The organism is Adlercreutzia sp. CNCM I-6216, from assembly GCF_977113345.1.
In genome coordinates, this window is record NZ_CDSBIE010000021.1 from 1 (window position 1) to 16,977 (window position 16,977).

Below are 16,977 nucleotides of genomic sequence, written 5' to 3' on the forward strand. Positions count from 1 at the left end.
CGGGCGGCCAAAGTGCGGTAGCGCCCCCGGCCGGGAACCGGGGGCGCCGCCGGCGGGATAGAGTGGCGCGTTCGGCTGATTTTGCGGTAGCGCTAACACCTGGTTGGCCTTGTCGGCGACGTCGGAGAGGTCGAAGGGGTTCATGAACGTGTCGGTGTCCGGCGAGAAGCGTATGCAGGTCCCGCCCGCGGGCTCCACGACCGGCGCGTACTCGCCCGCCGGGTCGAAGACGATCACCTCGTCGTCGGGATAGGCCAGGATAGTGTTCATGATCTCGCGCTTGACGCTGAAGCTCTTGCCCGAGCCCGGCTTGCCGCAGACGAACCCCATGGGGCTCGCGAGCTTCTTGCGGTTGCAGATGACGAGGTTGCCCGACTGCTTGGACTGGCCGTAGTAGCCGCCGCCTTCCTGGTTGAGCTCCTGGGAGGCGAAGGGCATCTGTATGACGATCTGCGCGGTCGTCATGTAGCGCGAAACCTCCACGTGGTTGAGCCCCAAAGGCAGGATCGAGTTCATGCCCTGGCGCTGGCGGTACGAAAGCGGCTCCACCTCGATGGAGCGCTGGCGCGCCGCCGCCATGATCTGGCGGGTCTGGTGGTCGAGGGCCTCTGCCGTGTCCGCGTAGGTGAACACGAGCCCCGTGTAGGTGAACAGTCGCTGGTTCTTGTTCTGGAGCTGGTCGAGGAGCTCTTCGGCCTCCTCCTTGGAGTGCGAGAGCTCGGGAGGCAGGATGGAGAAGTCGTAGCCCTTCTTGACCGCGCTCATCTGCTCGTCGATGACCTCCTTGTCCATCCAGGCGATGCGCTTCTTCACGTAGGCCACCGCGGCGGCCTTGCCCATGGGATGGATGTGGAGCGTGACGTTGAGCGGCATCGGCAGGTCTACGACGTTGGCGATGCAGTCGTCCTCGAGATCGCTGCCAAATCCGCGGAAGACCAGCACGCGGCACCAGGTGCCGTCCGCCCGGTAGCAGTCGGCGCGCCCGTCCGGCTTGAAGTCGAGCACCGAGGGCGCAATGAGGTCCTTGGTGCGAAGCCCGCTTAGCTGGGACAGTTTGTCCCACGAGAAGGTGAACTCCGCTTTCGGCCGCAGCTGTGACTGGACGAGCTCGAGGCGCTCTGCCCCGTCGAGCATGCGCGCCTCGCAGCGGATGCGGGCGAGCGTCTGCATGCAGTCGCCGCGGGTTCGGGCGAGCCTGGGCGCTGCGGCATCGAGGTCGTCCGCCCCCACGAGGAAGGTGAGATAGCGGTGGCGCACGAGGTTGGAGACCCCCTCGCGCATCTTGTCGTTGAGGATGCGGTTGTACTCCTCGACGTACTCGTCGACGCGCGGGTCGCTCTTCTCGAAGAAGCGCTTGCGCCCGATCTCGCGCTCGGGTATGGGAGTGTTGGTTATGGTGAGCTGCACGGAGGTCTCCGAGCCGAAGTAGTCGTAGAGCTCGCTCATCGCCGCGAACACCGACTGCTGGTTCTCCTCGCGCGCGGACTGGTAGCTGATGTCCCCGAACTCGATGGTCTGGCTGAAGAGGCCCTCCTCGACCTGCGCGGTCCCGTCGGCGTACATGGCGTCGTAGCCGATCGCGGAAAGGACGTCTTTGGCCTCGGCTCGCGCGCGCCTCTTGCGGCGCGCCGCCTGCTCGACTTTCTTCTCCTCTTCCTCGAGCCTCGTCGTGCGGGCATGCGCGCCGCGCACGGGCAGCCTGCCCTTGCGTGCCGCCGCCTCCTTTTCCTTGGGTTTCTTATTGGTCTTATCGAACAGCAGCATTCGCCTCCGCCCCCTTCCTCTTCGCCTTGCGCTTGGCCTTTCGCGAAGGGCGTCCCGGCACGGGAGAGGTCTGCGCACCCTCGAGCACGGGTGTGGAGCGGTAGAGGATCCTCTGGTCCTCGAGCTTGAAGTCGAGCCAGAGCGGGACGAACTTCTCGAATTTCATGTGATGGGGCCGCCAGAACCCCGCGAGCCAGAACGGCATGGATGCGCACATGACCGGCAAGGCTGCATCGCGCACCTCGATGCCGAGGGCGAACTGGCAGAGCGCCGCGGCTCCGACGGCGGAGGCGAGTCCGCCTGCGAGGCACGCGAGCGTGCGCGCGGAGAGCTTGCCCACGATCTTCTCGGTGTACTCGCCGATGTCCTTCTGGACCCTTACGGATAGCATTTGCACATCCTCCTTCCCTTAGGCGGGGAGCCAGGACGTGTCGAGCTGGCCGAAGTAGATGGCGGCGGCGATTATGATCGCCCCGCCAGCGATGGTCGAGATCGCGCTGGCGATCTGAGCGCCTCCCTGCTGCTCTCGGATGGCGAGGCCGAGCGACACCGCGCCCCAGACGATTAAGAAACCCCCTAGGAACGTGACGCAGCCGGAGACGAGTCCGATGATGTTTGAGAGCATCTTGGCTCCTTTGCATGTCTTGCTTGTGGGCGGCCGCAACGGTTGGGTTTGAGGCGGCCGCCCCGGTTGGTACAATTGGTCGTGGAGCGCATCTCGCGCCCCTTTGCATCCGGGACGGCGCGCGGCGGGCTTGTGTGGAAGCTGGCCGCGCCGCGCTTGTCAAGGGAGTGTCGGCTCCCGCCGTCCCATCTCTCATCTCATGGGCGCATCACCGCCTCTCCTTTCCCGGTACTCCTTGAAGTCGAAACGCTCCTCGTGCCTCGCGCCCGCATGCCCGGGGTCCACCTCGGGATAGGAGGGATGCTCCTCGATGCGGTACTTCGCGCCCTTCAGGGGGTAGGTCCCGCTGATGAGCACGATCGACTCGTCGCGCGGGAGCCTTCCCACCTCGTCGGGCGTCATGAGGTCGCGTTCGATCACGTTGTAGTTCTGGGTGGTGGAGCGGTTCGCGCCCCTCGAGTCGCTTTCCGTGAGCACCTTCACGGTCTGCTTGCCGACCATCTTGGAGATCATCTCGTTGGTCTCGGTCGACTTGCCGCCGAGAAACACCACGGTGTCGCAGCAGTCCAGGATGGTCTTCGCGCCCTCCTTCTTGTAGGCGCGCTCGAGCTGGCTGGCCGACTGCAGGATGATGCTGAAGCTCACGTTGCGCGAGCGGGCCGTGGCGATGACGCGCTCGAAGTCGGGCACCGTGCCGATGTTGCCGAACTCGTCGAGCAGGAAGTGCACGGGGCGCTTGAGCGAGCCCCCGAAGCGAGCGAGAGCCGTCTTGTAGAGCACGCTCGTGGCCTGCCACATGAGCAGCGCGAAGAGGAAGTCGAAAGTCGAGTCCGAGTCCGACATGCTCGCGAAGATGGCGTGGCTGCCCTCTCCCGAGCCGAGAGAGTCGAGCGCCATCTCGTCGTATGCGACGAGATCGGAGACCGCATCGACCGAAAGGGGCTTCAAGCGCACGTTGCAGCTAATGATGATCGACTTCAGGGTCTTCCCGGCCGCCACCTTGAAGGCGCGGTAGTTTGACAGCGCGAAGTCCTCCTCCGGGTCGCGGGGCTCGGCGATGCGGACCCAGCCCCAGTCGCCCCCGTCGTCGAAGGGGCGCTCTTCCCGCGCCTCGCGCCCGCGCCCGCGCTCCATGAAGCGCATGCCCGTCTCGAGCTCCTCGAATATGAGGTCGAGCGGGCTCATGTAGGACTCGTCCTCCTCGCGCGCCTCCGCGAGGCTCAGTAGCAGCATGAGGGAGTTGAGGTCCCTCTCCTCGGGTCGCGCGTGGTAGACGAGGTAGGCCACCAGCGCCGTGTAGAGCAGGCGCTCGGAGTTCTCCCAGAAGGGGTCCGACCCCTTGCGGTCGTCGGGCGTGGTGTTCTTGATCAGGCACTCCGCGAAGACGAGGATGTCGGCCTGGTCCTTCACGTATGAAAGCGGGTTGTAGTGCATCGAGCGGGAGAAGTCGGTCGTGTCGAAGGTGCGTATGTCGTATCCGGCGTCCTCGAGCATCCAGCCGACATCGCCGAGGAGGGTTCCCTTGGGATCGGTGACGAGGAAGTCGGCGTTTGCCTGCATGAGGTTGGGCTTGACGTAGTAGCGCGTCTTGCCCGATCCGGGGCCGCCGAGCACGCAGACGTTGCGGTTTCGGTCGTGCTTGAGGTCGAAGCGCTTCGGCTTGAGCGCGAGCGCGAAGTCCCTCGAGAGCAGGATGTTGTTCGCCTTGTCTTTCCTGTCCATGAACGCTCGTCCCTCCTTGAGGGTTCCCCAGCGGGCGGAGCCGTGCTCCTCGCCCTGGCGGTACGTGCCCGCGCGCACGAGGCTGCGCGCCCAGACCGCCCAGGGTATGCATGCGGCCATGAGGCCCACGGCAAGCGCCATGGGCTCCGCCGCGAGCCCCGTTTCGGGAATCGCCGACAGCAGGACTGGGGCGTCGCATGCGGGGAACCCCGACGCGGCGGCCGCAGCCGCGAGCGCGTCTCCGGCGCAGAAGCAGGCGGCGCTTGCGGCACCCGCCGCGAGCGCCTGCGCAAGCGGCCTCATTTCGCCCTCGTCTCGACGCCGCGCGACATCTCGCGCGACTTTCCCTTGGCGGCCTCCAGTCGGGATGACGCCTCCCTGGCGCGCGCCGCCTTCTCCGCGATGGGTTCGCCCTTGATACGCTCGCGCATCTGCGAGAGTTCCTTTCCCGCGCGCTGGGCGGATGCGCGCGTGGTCTTCTCGAGGTCCTTGAAAGCCTCGTTCACTGCGGGCGCATCCTCGACCATGAAGACGAGATGCTCGCCCTCCGGCATGGGCGCGAACTCGTGTCGGATGCCCTCGCGCGAGAGTTTCTCGTCGATGGCCTGGCGGATGGTCTCGTACTCGGGAAGCGCTGTGAATTCGGACAGGTCGAGCTTTGCCCACTCGGCCACGCTGCGGCCAGGTTCGGCCCCGCCTTCGATTGCGTCTTCGCCGCGGGCGCGCCTGAATGCCGATGCGAGCCGCTCGCCGCTGGCCATCATGGCCGCCTCGCCGGCATCCTGACCTATGCGGATCATCCAGTCGACGAGTTTCTCTCCGGAGTCGTCGCCGAAGTCGTTTGTCATGCTTCTTGTCCCTTCCTCTTGGTGGGACAGACTGTCCCAGTCGCTTTCCGAAAACAGAGAAGGCGGGGTGAACCCGCCTTCGTAAGTGTGTTCAGCGAAGCTCCGCCCGCGCGCCGCGCGTGGGCGTCATCGCCGTTTTGTTCAGTTGCTGGATGGAATCGCGTGCGCGTCTGGCGGCATCCTCGATGCTCGGAACCGCCTCCATGTACTCGAGGCGCTTGCACTGCTCTGGAGTTGCGCGATGCATGCACTCTATCGCATGTGAGAACCTCTCGGGCTCCTGCACGATGCGGCCGAAGGACCAACTCTCGAAGGCGAGCCAGCCGGAGTCGGTGCGCTTCAGCGTCCACCACTCGTCGCCGCCGTCGACCTGCTGCACGAAGGCGAGATCCTCGTACACGATCCCCTGGCGCAGCGCCCAGTTTCCGTGCGCGAAGAAGCCGCGCAGCTCTTCCACGCTGCCGGCCTTCGCGAACTCGTAGGGGTATTCCTCGAGGTAGGGGTCGTCTTGCCAGGGGTATCCGCCCCGCCTGAGCCAGCCGTTCTCCTGGCATTTGTCGGCGAGCTCCCGCTTGGTTCTCTCGTCGGCTTCCTTCAACCTGCCCGTCATCGTTCCTCCATCGCCTTCCGGAGTCGGCTGCCATCCGCACGCCGACTGCCCTCGATTCTTGTCGCGATTTACTCACAGACTCGCCGATGGCGTCGGCGGGAGAAGGCGCCGTCGTCCCGGCAAGTCCCGTCGGTCACATCCTTGACGCAATCCTCATATCCGGCCCCGTGAGGTGGATGGGGATGGTGGTCTCCGAGAGCCGGCTCGCGATAGCCTCGGCGGTCTCCGTCTCTCCCTTCCTTCCAAGCCTTTTCGATAGCGCCTGGGGCGAGTAGTTCGAGGTGAAGATGGTCGGCCTCATGTTTTCGTATCGGGCGTTTATCACAAGGAACATCATGTTCGAGGACCACTCCTTGGCATCCTCTTTGCCGAGGTCGTCGAGGACGAGGACGTCGCATGCAGCGTATCTGGAAATGACCGAATCGGTCTCCCCGTTCCCCGAGAAGCTCGCCTTGATCCTCTCGAGCATCGCCGATGCCGTTGTGAACACCGTGCGGTAGCCGGCGTCCACGAAGGCGTTCGCCAAGGCTGCGGCTGAATAGCTTTTCCCCCTTCCGACCGAGCCGTATATGTAGAGGCCTCGCCCTGCGCTGCCCTCGAACGACTCGAGGTAGTCGATGAGGTCCTGGTGCTGGACGGTCGCGCCGAGGAACCGCTTCGGGATCCCCGCGCGCTTGCGGCGCTCGGCCAGGCGCGCTTCCCTCTTCGCGGCTTCCATCCTCTCGGCTCGCGCCCTTTGCCCGCGTGCGCCCTCGCAGTCGCATTCGCGGAACCCCGCGACGATCCGCCTGGCGCCGAACTCGACCACGCATGGAGCGAGGGGGCGCCCGCAGTATTCGCAGCAAGCCTCCGAATGCGTCGGCTTCGATTCGCCCATGGCACGTCCTATCTGTAATCTTTGTTTTCCGTCTTTGTTATTAGCTGGCAAGGCGTCAGGGGTCGGCATGGCGTCTGGTCATGCAGAAGGCGGCACGGGCGCGGCCCGCGGTCATCCGATGGCATTTCGCCATGCGTCGACTGGCCGGCCCCCTCGATTGCCCCCTTCGCCCTTCGGGCCGCCTCGAAGTCTATGCGGTAGACCTTCGTCTCCCTCCCTTTGGAAAGCTCTTGGCGGCCTACCTCGAACACAAGGCCCACCTCCTCGAGCTTCCTCACCGCTCGGACAACGCTTCGCGTGTCGACTCCGAGAATCTTGCCCAGATGCGCCTTGCTCTCGAAGTAGGGGGATCCGCTTTCGCAGAAGCCGTAGATCCGGGCGTACACAAGGAGGGGGAGGCCTGTGAGGCCGAGCCCCCTCGTCATGAACTCCCTTACGATGATGAAAGCCTCGTCGCTACGCTCCGCCATGCCGGTCGTTCCCCGCGTCCCTAGACCGCATTGCGCTTGCTCCACTCGAGGAGCTCGTCGCGATAGGCGAAGAACCCGCGCTTCTTGCCGTTCATGCGCCTCAAAGGCAGGGGGTCGTCCTCGCGCTTGTGCCACTCGTAGACGCTGTTTCGGCTTACGCGGAACAGAATTGCAATCTCCTCGACCGAATACGTGTCCTGGACAAGGACGGGCGTCTTGACGAAGACGCCAGATGTTTTTCTATCAGAAATCATATCGAGTGCTCCTTCCGAAGGCGGCGGAACGCGGCAGCGCGCGCAAGAGCGCCGTCAGCATGCCTACCGCCTTCCAAGGGCCCGGTCGACAGCTTCGATATCGAAGCGAATGGTCTTCGCGCTGAGCCTCACGCAGGGAATCGAGCCCTTGCGGGCCATCGACAGCACCCTTCTGGGCGTTATTCCGAGATGCCGGGACACTTCCTCCGCATCAACGAGGTCGGACAGCGATTGGCTCGATCCTCCGAATCGCCGAAGGCCTCTGATGCCGTCTTCCGATACGTCCATGGGTTTCCTTTCGTCTCCACAAGGCGCTCTTAAAGCGTTTCGAGCACCGATAGCTCCAATAAAGTCCTTTCGGTCATGTTCGAGCCGGAGTCGAATGGGGTCAAAACGGGAAAAGCGGGCTTGTCCCGCTAAGTCCCTGCATGTCATTCGTTGACGAAATCTGCGCAATCCGCCGCAAGCGCCACCCAGGTAGTAGTTTTGCTTTATGTGCCTTGATTTTCGGGATGCGTCCTGCAACTTGAAGGCCTTGGCCGCAGATAATCGAGATGATGAGGTGGGGACCTGACAAGGAAGAAGAGAACGACATAGCAAAGCGGCCCCGTCCAATTCGGAGGGCCGCTTTGCTGGTAGGGGAACTCACCAGATGAATCGGGGCTATCATGAAAGATAAGCCGACTCCGCATTGCCGAAGGCGATGAGGCCGGTCGCTTGGTGATGCTGATCCCTTATCGAAGGGAATCCTGAATCCGCCCTAGGTGGGAGGAGAGCTTCTCGAAAGAATCCGTGGAGATGCAGTGCTCCATGCGGCATACCTCTTTGGAGGCAACTTCCGCATTCACCCCGGCGTTGGCGAGCAGACGCTCGAAGAAGCGGTGTTTAGATAGCGTCTCCTCGGCAAGGTGCTTTCCAGCTGCGGTCAAGCGAACGTCGTGATCGACCACCTCGACAAGGCCCTTACGAGCCAGGTTGCCGAGCGCCTTGGTGACGCTCGCCTTCGAGAAGCCCAGGCGCTCGGCGATGTCCACGTTGCGGCACGACCCGCGCAGGCGGCGGATCACGAGGATGGCCTCGAGGTAGTCTTCGGACGACTTGGTTGTCGCCCTGCTCCGTGAGCCGCGGCTCGCATCGGCTTCATCCCTCATTCAAATCATCCTCTCGTTCGCCTAGTCCCTGCAGGCGACACGGCTTCGCGAACAGTCCGCCGCACGAGCCGACCCCGCATCGGCGAAGACGATGGGGCCGGCCGATTGGCGATGCCGATCCCTCATCGAAGAGAATCCTCGATCCGCTCCAGGCAGGAGGAGGGGTTCTCGAAAGAATCCGTAGATGCACTGCTCCATGCGGCACGCCTCTTCTGCCATCCGGGAAGGGACGTGGAATCGGCTTCCGCTACGTCGAGTGAAGACAACTAGCGAACGCACCCCATGAACCTAAGGACGCTTTTGCTGGATCCGGGCGCCCGCAGGTCGACCTTCTCGCAGCCGTCTCGCCCCGCCATCAGAGCCGAAGTGCAGACCTTGAACAGGAACTCAAGGTCATGGGTGATGACGGCCACGGGACGGCCTTTGGCAAGCTCCTCGATGAGCCCGGCAATCCTCGCCATGTGCATGAAGTCGAGTCCCGATGTCGGCTCATCCAGAACGACAATCTCCTTGCTGCTCAGAAAGGCGCAAGCCAGCGCCAAACGCTGCTTCTGGCCTCCTGATAGGTTTTGCGGATGCTCGGTCCTCTTGTCCCATAGGTCGATGGCCTTGACGATACGCGCCACCTCGTTGAGACGGTTGTCGTCGATGCTTTTCTGGTCGGTCAGGATTTCGTTTTCCACCGTGTCGAAGAACAATTGGTAATCGACGTCTTGCATCATGTAGTACGATCGGCGAAGCCTCTGCCGAGGCCGAACTCCCCACGAGAAGGCCTGTCGACCGCCCGCAAGGCCGCACATCGCCCGGGCGAGCGTGCTCTTTCCGACTCCGTTTGCCCCAAGGACGCCCATAACCTCGCCCTCTCGCAAAGAGAGCGTCAAGGGCCCGATCAGGGCTCGCCCGCCTGCGGAGACCGAAACGCCTTTCATTGAAGCGACCTCCGCCCCGAGCTGACGGTGGTTTTCCGGGTTCAGGCCGTGTAGATCGAGCGCGCGAAGTCCATAGCGCGCGCAATCCTCCGCGCGAAGCCGACCCGCTGCGAACGAATCGACGATTTGGCCGCCCGCCATGACGTGGAGCCTGTCGTAGAGATCCGCCAGAAAGTAAAGCCTGTGCTCGGCGATGACGACGGTCTTGCCGAGGGCCTTCAAATCGGCGAGGATTCGGCGAAAGTCCTCTATCCCTTCGTGGTCGAGGCTGGCGGACGGCTCGTCGAAGAAAATCACCTGGGTGTCGTAGACGAGCGTCGAGGCTATGGCGACGCGCTGCTTCTCTCCTCCCGAGAGGCCTATGAGGTCCTTGCCCGCCAGATGCGCGATTTTCATGCTCTCGAAAGCCGACTCGACCCTTTCGATCAGCTCCTCGCGAGGCATGCCCAGATTCTCGCCGACGAGGGCCACCTCGTCGGCCGCCTTGCGGGTGAAGAACTGATAGGTCGGATTCTGGAACACGTTGCCGATCGTGCGGGCGAGCTCGCCGGAGGAGAACTCTCCCAGGCTTTTCCCGAGAAGCTCGATTCTCCCATCGAGCTCGCCTTCGTACTGATCGGGAATCAAACCGTTCATGGCGCGCAGGAGAGTGGTCTTCCCGCACCCGGAGTTGCCGGTGAGTACGACGAGCTCGCCGCGCTCCACCGAAAACCGCACGTTCTTCAATGCCGCGAGATCTTCTCCCTTGTATGAGAAAGACCGAATGTCGACGTCAATCACATCCATACCGCGACCCCCAAAAGAACGACTCCGACGCCCAAGGCGGCTCCGTCAAGCAGACCGAAGGAGAGACTTCGGTAGCTCGTCTTTTCGCAATTCGCTTCGATTCCTTTCGAAATCACGGAGGAGACGAGCGTCTCGCTCACGTGCAGGCACTTGTACACAAGGGGAACGAAGTAGAGCTCGAAGGCGTGCACGGGACGAAGCGGGCTCGGGCGCAGCCCGCGAACCCGCATCCCGCGCTTTATCTCCTTCACGCGATCGCCCATCTCGTCGAGGAAGCGCAACCCTATGACTGCGCCGACTGCGGCTCTGTTCGGAACGTGCAGCTTGCGCATGCTCGCCAGAAGCTTCGAGGAGCTCGTCATCATGAGGGTGCAACCGATGTTGACGACGGGGAAGACCCTCACCACCAAAACCGCCACGCCCAGGAAGATGCTCGTGACATAGCCGATGTCGACATGCAGGATCAGCTGCACGACCCCGCATGCCACCGCAAAGAGCGCGAGCTGCCTCAAGAAGGACGCCGGCGAGACGTCCAAAAGGACGAGAAACGACAGCGCCAGAACGAGGGCATATACCAGCTGATTGGCGAGAAACGCTTGGATGAGCGCCAGAAGCGTCAGCGCGAAGAGCGTCAGCGGGTGCAGATGCCCCTCGCGCCCGCTGTCGAGCAGACCCGTTCGCCCCATCAACCCAGCCTGCTTTCCTTCGCGCCCTTTTCGAAGAACTTGTCGTTGATGAACATTCCGAAACGCCCGGCCAGAAGCTCGGTCACAATATTGATCAGCACGCAGATGACCATCATATCGACCGTGTACATCGCCACCATCTGCTGCGCCTGTTCAAGCGAGATGCTCTCGACGAAAGTCGCCAGCCCATCGGATCCCAGAACGAGCACGAACACTATCATGTGCATCGAGTAGATGAACATCGATGCCGAAAACGACAGCCACACCCTCTTCTTGTTTCCGTAGTCGCCGGCGATGATCTCTGCGACGATGCCCGCGATCAGGCACAGGGGCGTCGCGACGGCGAAGCCCATGATCGCGTAGAGCACGCCGTAGATCAACCAGAAGCAGAAGGCCGTCCCCCGTTTTTGCACCTTGCGCGCCATGATGGTGTAAACGGGACCGACGAAGAAGGCCGCGAATCCCGCCGAGACGTACATGGAAAGCGCGCCGAACATGCCTGTTATCATGCCGACGCCCATCCCGAGGGCGAATCCGATCACTCCCAGTACCGCTATTGTCGCGATGTCCTTCAGTTTCATGTGAGCCTCCTTTTGCTCTGTTTGCTAGACCAATTGCCACTGGGAGCTCGCGTTGCGCTTGTCCCAGAAGTCTTTGTATTCTCCTTCGAGGGCGATCAGCTCGTTGTGCGTCCCTGTCTCCGCAACCTTGCCCGAGCTATCCATGACCACGATCTTGTCCGCCATGCGCACGGTTTCGAGCTTGTGCGCGACCACGATGAGCGTGGAGCGCCGTTTGAGCGTCTCTATTGAGCGAACGACGTTCTTCTCGTTTTCCGCATCGAGAGCCGACGTCGCCTCGTCCAGGAGCACGATGGGGGCTTGCTTGAGAAGCGCGCGGGCTATGGAAACGCGCTGCCGCTCGCCGCCGGAAAGCGAGCGACCCCCTTCGCCGCACAGCGTCTCCCAGCCCTCAGGAAGGCGCTCGACGACCTCCGTCACCCCGGCAAGGTCAGCGACCGCGCGAAGCTGCTCCTCCGAAGCATCCGGGTTCGCCATAAGGACGTTGTTTCGCAGCGTGTCGTTAAAGAGATAGACGTCCTGGAAAACGAAAGACACCCGAGCGAAAAGATCCTCTGTCGTCATATCGCGGACGTCTACGCCGCCGATCCTGACCGCTCCGTCGTCGACGTCGTAAAAACGCGCGATTAGCTTGAGCATGGTCGTCTTGCCGCAGCCAGACGGGCCCACGATGGCGACCATGCTGCCTTCCGGAACGTCGAGATCGACTCCACGAAGGATTGGCTTCTCCTTCACGTAGGAAAAGCGAACCTCTCCCATCCGGACGCTTGCGTCGGTCGGACAAGCTTTCGACGCGTCCACAACCGGCAGCTCGGCCGCTTCGACGACCTCGTCCATGCCGTCGAGCATTGCCCGACGGTCCTCCATCCCGAATAGGGCTGAGGCGATCTCGTTGAGGAGCGTGGTGAACCTTAGTGCGACGCCGATCATGACCACTGTTTCAAGCGCCCCGATGCTTCCGCTTGCACCCAAGTAGCTCACCGCGATGATCATGCTCACAACGAGCATCTGCACGCTCGCCCCGGAAAGGATTTCGCCGAGGGCGCTCCACCACAGGCCGCGGACCGACCGCTTTCTGCCTTCTACGAAACTATCCTCAAGCTCCGCATAGTCGGCACCCGCACGGCAGGCGCGCAGGGCTCCCTGGCATCGTGCGAACTCGACTATCCTCGCGGCGATGTCCCGCTCGGCGGAATCCTCTAACCCGTTTCCTTTTCCGACGCATGCCTGTGAAACGCGCAGAAGAAGGAAAAGGATTGGGATGGAAAGCGTCAGCATGATTCCAATTTGCCAGCTCCAAAGCCACACGGCAGCACAGAACACGATTGCGGCGGCAGCGTTTTTTATAAGCTGGCCAACATAAAGAGCAGCGGCCTGTCCGGTCGAGATCATTTCCTGCGTAACCATGCGCGAAAGCCTTCCGGCACTATCCGCCTTAAACCAGCCAAGTGGCAAACGCGACACCTTGTTCCCGATGACCACCTGCATATTGCGCATGAAGCCTAACCCCGCTGCATAGCTGAGCTTGGTACCGAAGAACGAGGCTGTTGAGCCGACGACTGTCACCGCCGCAAGCGCGACTGCCCAGCCCCAAAACGTCAAGCCCCATTGGGGGTCGCCGGACTGGAGAGCCATGGTCGCCGGCATCATGATGGCGAGACCGATGCCGCACATCACGCCGGAAAGGGCGTAGAGCAAAGTTCCCAAACGGTGCTGGCGCCTATCACCCTCGTCCATATAACGACGAAGTCTCGGTAAGAAGCGTTTGGAATTACTCATCTGCATCGCCCTCTTCTTCACTGCCGCAGAGGCCTCCTTGCTTGAGAAGCGCCTGATAATGCTCGTTGTCTTGAATCTCCGCATGCGTTCCAAGGGCGACGATCTTACCTTCTTCCAACACGGCAATTTGATCGGCGCCTAGGATTGCGTTGAGCCGGTGGGCGATGGCCAGAACCGTTCGGCCTTCGACCAAGGAACTTAGTGCTTTCTGGATCTCGAGCTCCGAATCTGGGTCGGCAAAAGCGGTGGCCTCATCCATGATGAGGATCGGCGTGTCGGCTAAAAGGGCACGCGCTATACTCACGCGCTGGCTCTCGCCGCCTGAGAGCGAGCAGTCCGTTCCCAAAACGCTGTCGTATCCCTTGGGCAGCGACATGATGAAATCGTCGATCTGCGCCGTACGGGCAGCCTCCCGAATCTCCTCCAGGGAAGCCTCCGGCTTAGCTAAAGAAATGTTTCTTCCGATGGAGGCGTTGATCAGCATCGGGTCCTGGAGCACGAACGAAACCGTGTTGTAGAGGTCACGGGAGGAGATGTCTCTCAGATCGACGCCGCCGAGACGGATGGAGCCGCTTTCCGGGTCGTCGAAGCGTGCAATGAGTGTGGCGAGCGTCGATTTACCCGAGCCTGACGGGCCGATGAGCGCCGTCGTGGTACCGGGATTAAGGACAAGACTGACACCGCGCAAGGCCTGGGTATCGCCGTAGGAGTACGATACGTCGTTCACCTCAACGACGACCCCGTCGGGCTTCTTTGGGGTTTTCGGCTCGGGAATCGACGGCGTGTCCAGAATCTCGCACAGCCTGACTGCGGCAGCGCCGGCCATCTGGTACGACCACGTGCTGTTGGCGACAGCGCTGATGGCGGTCGGAAGCACGATGGCTATCAGCGCGCACGCGAGAACCTGGGGGAGGCTGGCCAACCCTGCCCCCATGACAAGCGCGCCGCCGCAGAGGTTGATCAGCAGCAGCAAGGGGGAGGAGATGAGCTCGCCGGCAATCGAGCAAAGCCCGATGAGCGGGGCGCACCAGTCCCAGTACGACTGCGAGAATGCCGATGCGGCGTCCGCGTAATTACGATGCGCCTCTCCTGTTTTTCCGAACGCTTTGACCACCTTGATGCCGGACACGAGCTCGACCATCGTCGAGGACACTTGTGCAAGGTGCCCGTTCATCTCGGCGGTTTTCGGTCCCATATCCTTCATAGAGAGCGCCTGCAGCAGGAAATAGAAGGGGATCGTGGCGATGCCGATGAGCGCCAAGCGCCAATTGATCCAGAACATGAAAGCCAGAAGAACCATCGGCTGCAAAACGCCGTTAAGACGGTCGACCGGTCCGTGTGCGATGACGGTGTGGACCGTCTTCGTGTCATCCTGCACAGCGCTTCTGACCTTGCCGGATTCCGTAGCGCTAAACCAAGCAAGAGGCGCGCGGCTCAACCGCTCAACGATACCCTTGCGAATGACGTAGCGCAGTTTCATATCGGCAAAATGCGTGATGATGAGCGCAAGAGCGCGAAAGAACAGCTGCGAGAGGAACGCCATGACGAGGAGGAGGGCAATTTCGTGCACCTTGGAGGCATCGGCCTGCGCGAGCGGGCCTTCCCCCGCCAGAAATAGGTCTCCCAGCCATACCAAAGCCAAATACGGGGCAAAGGATAAAAGCGCCGAGAGCACCGTGAACGCCTGCGCCAGCATGACGCGTCCCTTGACGGGGCAAGACAGGCGCCTGATAGCCTCCCGCCCCGCTTCATCCCGTTGCCGGTCTTGTTCGCTTGTCTCTGCCATGGGCACCACCTCAAGTATAGTTTCGGTTAATAATGACTTAGTTATCTTTGACGCAAAAAAAGAAAGAGCCGTCAAAGCGTGCGATATTTCTCCCAGCCCGCATTGAAGAACGTTGAAATGACCTCGGTCGTCGCGTTGAGCTCCTCGACGCTCTTCGCGTGGATGATATTCTCGGAAAGGGCGCTGTAGAACGCGTGGTTGACGATGTGGAGAGACTCTTTCGAGATGACGGTTCGAGCCTTCTCTGCGCCGTGGATCAGCTCGAGAACGCGGAGGGTGGTCCTGTCCTCCTCGTCGACGAGCCAGTCAAGGAAGTGCTCGTAGGGGGTGCCGTAGGAGCGGAACACAAGGAGCTCGTAGATGTCGCGATGGGAGTACAGCATCGCCGTGGTCGCGAGCGTCCCCGCCGCCTTGGCCTCGAGCGCGGCGCGCACCTGCTCCGGGGTCACGGGCTTCCCTTCGTCGTACCCGGCGAAACCTCGCTTCTCGCCTTGGGCGTAAGCTTTGCGAATCATGCTCGCCAGCGGCTCGACCAGCTCCGAGAAGAGCGCCTCCTTGTCTTTGAAATGCTTGTAGAACGCCCCGGTGGTCACGCCGGCAGCCTTGCAGATCCTGCGCAGGTTCGCCTTCTCGAACCCCTCTTCCAGAAACGCCGCAAGGCCGCTCTTCAAGATGCGCTCGTGCGTCTCCTGGTAGTTGCCGTTGCTCACTGCAGTCACCTCCCTCCAATAATAACTTAGCTATCTTTCGTGTTGGGAATTCTGCCACCAAAGTTAGTCACTGTCAACTCTTATGCTCATGATATCTCAGTAGAAGCGGCCTTGGCTTGATAGACGGAGGAGCCTCGATGAACCGCCTAGTTAATTTGGGCGGGAACTATCTCTACTCGAATCGAAGCGGGGCGTCCTGAAAGGTTCTGTCTGACTACAATCACGTCGCGTGCCGTTTGCTCCACTCGAGGAGCTTGTCCCTGAACGCGAAGCGCCCCCTCTTTCTGCCCATCATCCTCCTCAGTGGCAGGGGGTCGTCCTCGAGGAGGCTCCATTCGTAGACCGCGTTCCTGCTCACACGTAAGAGTATCGCTATCTCCGCCACCGAGTACGTGTCCTGTATCGGCACGGGGATCTTGACGTACGGGCATCCTGCTGATTCGACTGCCATGCGTCTGCTCCTTCCGGAGCGGCAGACGCTGCACCTCGGCGTCGCGGGGCTTGGCGGCGATGGCGCGATGCTCGTTGCCATCGCCGCCGCTCGATATCGTCCCCTCGCTCAGCGAGGAGTTGCCTAGTGGGCGGTATCCGAAACTGAGCCAGTCGCCCAGTCTGGCCTGCAAGCCGCCCTCCGTTTACCCGCCATCGCCCTCGTCTCGTCGGCTCCCGAGATAGGCCGCGAAACGTCTGTAGGAGTCCTCTGACAGGCAGTGCTCCATGCGGCAGGCCTCCGCCGAGGCGGTCTCGGCGTCCACGCCTGACTCGACGAGCAGCCGCTCGAAGAAGCGGTGCTTGTCGAGGGTGGCCTCGGCGAGGCGCCCGCCCTCCTCGGTCAGCCGCACGTCGCGGCCGACCACCTCGGCGAGGCCCCTGCGCGCCAGGTTGCCGAGCGCCTTGGTGACGCTCGGCTTGGCGACGCCCATGCGCTCGGCGATGTCCACGTTGCGGCACGACCCGCGCAGGCGGCGGATCACGAGGATGGCCTCGAGGTAGTCCTCGGAGGATTCTCGCCCGCCCATCCGCTCATCTGCCCGTCGGGACATCGGCGGCATCGCCCCTGTCGGCGGGAACGGTCCACGACGAGCTTTCCTGCTGGAGCCTCCACAGCCTCGCGTACAGCCCGTCCTCGGCGAGCAGCGTCTTGTGGTTCCCCTCCTCCGCCACGCGCCCGCTGTCTAGGACGACGATCTTGTCCGCATTGGCGACGGTCCTCAGTCGATGGGCGATGACGATCACCGTTTTGCCTGCGCACAGGGTTCCGACCGCTCTCTGGATAAGCGTCTCGTTCTCGGGGTCGAGCTGTTAGCGCTACCGCAAAATCAGCCGAACGCGCCACTCTATCCCGCCGGCGGCGCCCCCGGTTCCCGGCCGGGGGCGCTACCGCACTTTGGCCGCCCGC

At 62.3% G+C, this 16,977-nt stretch carries 20 protein-coding genes; all 20 read right to left on the minus strand.

Features of this window, described 5'->3' with window-relative positions; all coding sequences use genetic code 11:
* Nucleotides 1-1,764, minus strand: a 1,764-nt coding sequence (locus ACYVRU_RS11775; protein WP_461186193.1) for a VirB4-like conjugal transfer ATPase, CD1110 family, incomplete at its 3' end; no start/stop codon positions are given.
* On the minus strand, nt 1,748-2,155 hold the full coding sequence (locus ACYVRU_RS11780) for a PrgI family protein (RefSeq protein WP_015760601.1): 408 nt from the start codon (nt 2,153-2,155) through the stop codon (nt 1,748-1,750). The genes ACYVRU_RS11775 and ACYVRU_RS11780, both read right to left, overlap by 17 nt.
* Before the next feature lie 18 nt (nt 2,156-2,173).
* Complete coding sequence (locus tag ACYVRU_RS11785) at nt 2,174-2,389, minus strand: hypothetical protein (RefSeq protein WP_015760600.1); 216 nt, start codon at nt 2,387-2,389, stop codon at nt 2,174-2,176.
* 192 nt (nt 2,390-2,581) lie between these two features.
* Nucleotides 2,582-4,414, minus strand: a complete 1,833-nt coding sequence (locus ACYVRU_RS11790; protein ID WP_452039536.1) for a VirD4-like conjugal transfer protein, CD1115 family — start codon at nt 4,412-4,414, stop codon at nt 2,582-2,584.
* A complete protein-coding gene (locus ACYVRU_RS11795; RefSeq protein ID WP_015760598.1) occupies nt 4,411-4,959 on the minus strand; it encodes a hypothetical protein in 549 nt (182 codons plus the stop codon). Before ACYVRU_RS11795 ends, ACYVRU_RS11790 begins: the two co-directional genes overlap by 4 nt.
* A gap of 91 nt (nt 4,960-5,050) precedes the next feature.
* Complete coding sequence (locus tag ACYVRU_RS11800) at nt 5,051-5,569, minus strand: hypothetical protein (protein WP_015760597.1); 519 nt, start codon at nt 5,567-5,569, stop codon at nt 5,051-5,053.
* A gap of 133 nt (nt 5,570-5,702) precedes the next feature.
* On the minus strand, nt 5,703-6,446 hold the full coding sequence (locus ACYVRU_RS11805) for an ATP-binding protein (RefSeq protein WP_013978970.1): 744 nt from the start codon (nt 6,444-6,446) through the stop codon (nt 5,703-5,705).
* Between the two features lie 8 nt (nt 6,447-6,454).
* Complete coding sequence (locus tag ACYVRU_RS11810; RefSeq protein WP_015760596.1) at nt 6,455-6,916, minus strand: transcriptional regulator; 462 nt, start codon at nt 6,914-6,916, stop codon at nt 6,455-6,457.
* Nucleotides 6,917-6,936: 20 nt separating this feature from the next.
* A complete protein-coding gene (locus ACYVRU_RS11815) occupies nt 6,937-7,170 on the minus strand; it encodes a helix-turn-helix domain-containing protein (RefSeq protein WP_015760595.1) in 234 nt (77 codons plus the stop codon).
* 63 nt (nt 7,171-7,233) lie between these two features.
* Nucleotides 7,234-7,458 carry a helix-turn-helix domain-containing protein gene (locus ACYVRU_RS11820; protein ID WP_015760594.1) on the minus strand — a complete coding sequence of 75 codons (225 nt, stop codon included), beginning with the start codon at nt 7,456-7,458 and terminating at the stop codon, nt 7,234-7,236.
* 446 nt (nt 7,459-7,904) lie between these two features.
* Nucleotides 7,905-8,321 (minus strand): metal-dependent transcriptional regulator, encoded by a 417-nt coding sequence (locus tag ACYVRU_RS11825; protein ID WP_015760593.1) that lies wholly within the window; start codon nt 8,319-8,321, stop codon nt 7,905-7,907.
* 266 nt (nt 8,322-8,587) lie between these two features.
* Nucleotides 8,588-10,036, minus strand: a complete 1,449-nt coding sequence (locus ACYVRU_RS11830) for an ABC transporter ATP-binding protein (protein ID WP_452039537.1) — start codon at nt 10,034-10,036, stop codon at nt 8,588-8,590.
* The gene (locus tag ACYVRU_RS11835) at nt 10,027-10,722 is read right to left on the minus strand and encodes an energy-coupling factor transporter transmembrane component T family protein (RefSeq protein WP_114551463.1); all 696 of its coding nucleotides are present in this window, start codon (nt 10,720-10,722) and stop codon (nt 10,027-10,029) included. The genes ACYVRU_RS11830 and ACYVRU_RS11835 overlap by 10 nt, the downstream gene beginning before the upstream one ends.
* Nucleotides 10,722-11,303 (minus strand): MptD family putative ECF transporter S component, encoded by a 582-nt coding sequence (locus ACYVRU_RS11840; protein ID WP_013978977.1) that lies wholly within the window; start codon nt 11,301-11,303, stop codon nt 10,722-10,724. Before ACYVRU_RS11840 ends, ACYVRU_RS11835 begins: the two co-directional genes overlap by 1 nt.
* Before the next feature lie 24 nt (nt 11,304-11,327).
* Nucleotides 11,328-13,103 carry an ABC transporter ATP-binding protein gene (locus tag ACYVRU_RS11845; protein WP_233861616.1) on the minus strand — a complete coding sequence of 592 codons (1,776 nt, stop codon included), beginning with the start codon at nt 13,101-13,103 and terminating at the stop codon, nt 11,328-11,330.
* Nucleotides 13,075-14,868 (minus strand): ABC transporter ATP-binding protein, encoded by a 1,794-nt coding sequence (locus ACYVRU_RS11850; RefSeq protein WP_015760589.1) that lies wholly within the window; start codon nt 14,866-14,868, stop codon nt 13,075-13,077. Before ACYVRU_RS11850 ends, ACYVRU_RS11845 begins: the two co-directional genes overlap by 29 nt.
* 71 nt (nt 14,869-14,939) lie before the next feature.
* Nucleotides 14,940-15,587, minus strand: coding sequence for a TetR/AcrR family transcriptional regulator (locus ACYVRU_RS11855; RefSeq protein WP_174262969.1), 648 nt, complete (start codon nt 15,585-15,587; stop codon nt 14,940-14,942).
* A gap of 211 nt (nt 15,588-15,798) precedes the next feature.
* A complete protein-coding gene (locus ACYVRU_RS11860; RefSeq protein ID WP_114551462.1) occupies nt 15,799-16,029 on the minus strand; it encodes a helix-turn-helix domain-containing protein in 231 nt (76 codons plus the stop codon).
* 184 nt (nt 16,030-16,213) lie between these two features.
* Nucleotides 16,214-16,597 carry a metal-dependent transcriptional regulator gene (locus ACYVRU_RS11865; RefSeq protein ID WP_013978982.1) on the minus strand — a complete coding sequence of 128 codons (384 nt, stop codon included), beginning with the start codon at nt 16,595-16,597 and terminating at the stop codon, nt 16,214-16,216.
* A 4-nt stretch (nt 16,598-16,601) separates the two neighbouring features.
* Nucleotides 16,602-16,814 (minus strand): hypothetical protein, encoded by a 213-nt coding sequence (locus tag ACYVRU_RS11870; protein ID WP_461186194.1) that lies wholly within the window; start codon nt 16,812-16,814, stop codon nt 16,602-16,604.
* Nucleotides 16,815-16,977: the final 163 nt, after the last annotated feature.

Coding starts and splice junctions, on each gene's coding strand:
- ACYVRU_RS11780 (WP_015760601.1), bottom strand. CDS start 2,155: ATGCTATCCGTAAGGGTCCAGAAGGACATCGGCGAGTACACCGAGAAG.
- ACYVRU_RS11785 (WP_015760600.1), bottom strand. CDS start 2,389: ATGCTCTCAAACATCATCGGACTCGTCTCCGGCTGCGTCACGTTCCTA.
- ACYVRU_RS11790 (WP_452039536.1), bottom strand. CDS start 4,414: ATGAGGCCGCTTGCGCAGGCGCTCGCGGCGGGTGCCGCAAGCGCCGCC.
- ACYVRU_RS11795 (WP_015760598.1), bottom strand. CDS start 4,959: ATGACAAACGACTTCGGCGACGACTCCGGAGAGAAACTCGTCGACTGG.
- ACYVRU_RS11800 (WP_015760597.1), bottom strand. CDS start 5,569: ATGACGGGCAGGTTGAAGGAAGCCGACGAGAGAACCAAGCGGGAGCTC.
- ACYVRU_RS11805 (WP_013978970.1), bottom strand. CDS start 6,446: ATGGGCGAATCGAAGCCGACGCATTCGGAGGCTTGCTGCGAATACTGC.
- ACYVRU_RS11810 (WP_015760596.1), bottom strand. CDS start 6,916: ATGGCGGAGCGTAGCGACGAGGCTTTCATCATCGTAAGGGAGTTCATG.
- ACYVRU_RS11815 (WP_015760595.1), bottom strand. CDS start 7,170: ATGATTTCTGATAGAAAAACATCTGGCGTCTTCGTCAAGACGCCCGTC.
- ACYVRU_RS11820 (WP_015760594.1), bottom strand. CDS start 7,458: ATGGACGTATCGGAAGACGGCATCAGAGGCCTTCGGCGATTCGGAGGA.
- ACYVRU_RS11825 (WP_015760593.1), bottom strand. CDS start 8,321: ATGAGGGATGAAGCCGATGCGAGCCGCGGCTCACGGAGCAGGGCGACA.
- ACYVRU_RS11830 (WP_452039537.1), bottom strand. CDS start 10,036: ATGGATGTGATTGACGTCGACATTCGGTCTTTCTCATACAAGGGAGAA.
- ACYVRU_RS11835 (WP_114551463.1), bottom strand. CDS start 10,722: ATGGGGCGAACGGGTCTGCTCGACAGCGGGCGCGAGGGGCATCTGCAC.
- ACYVRU_RS11840 (WP_013978977.1), bottom strand. CDS start 11,303: ATGAAACTGAAGGACATCGCGACAATAGCGGTACTGGGAGTGATCGGA.
- ACYVRU_RS11850 (WP_015760589.1), bottom strand. CDS start 14,868: ATGGCAGAGACAAGCGAACAAGACCGGCAACGGGATGAAGCGGGGCGG.
- ACYVRU_RS11860 (WP_114551462.1), bottom strand. CDS start 16,029: ATGGCAGTCGAATCAGCAGGATGCCCGTACGTCAAGATCCCCGTGCCG.
- ACYVRU_RS11865 (WP_013978982.1), bottom strand. CDS start 16,597: ATGGGCGGGCGAGAATCCTCCGAGGACTACCTCGAGGCCATCCTCGTG.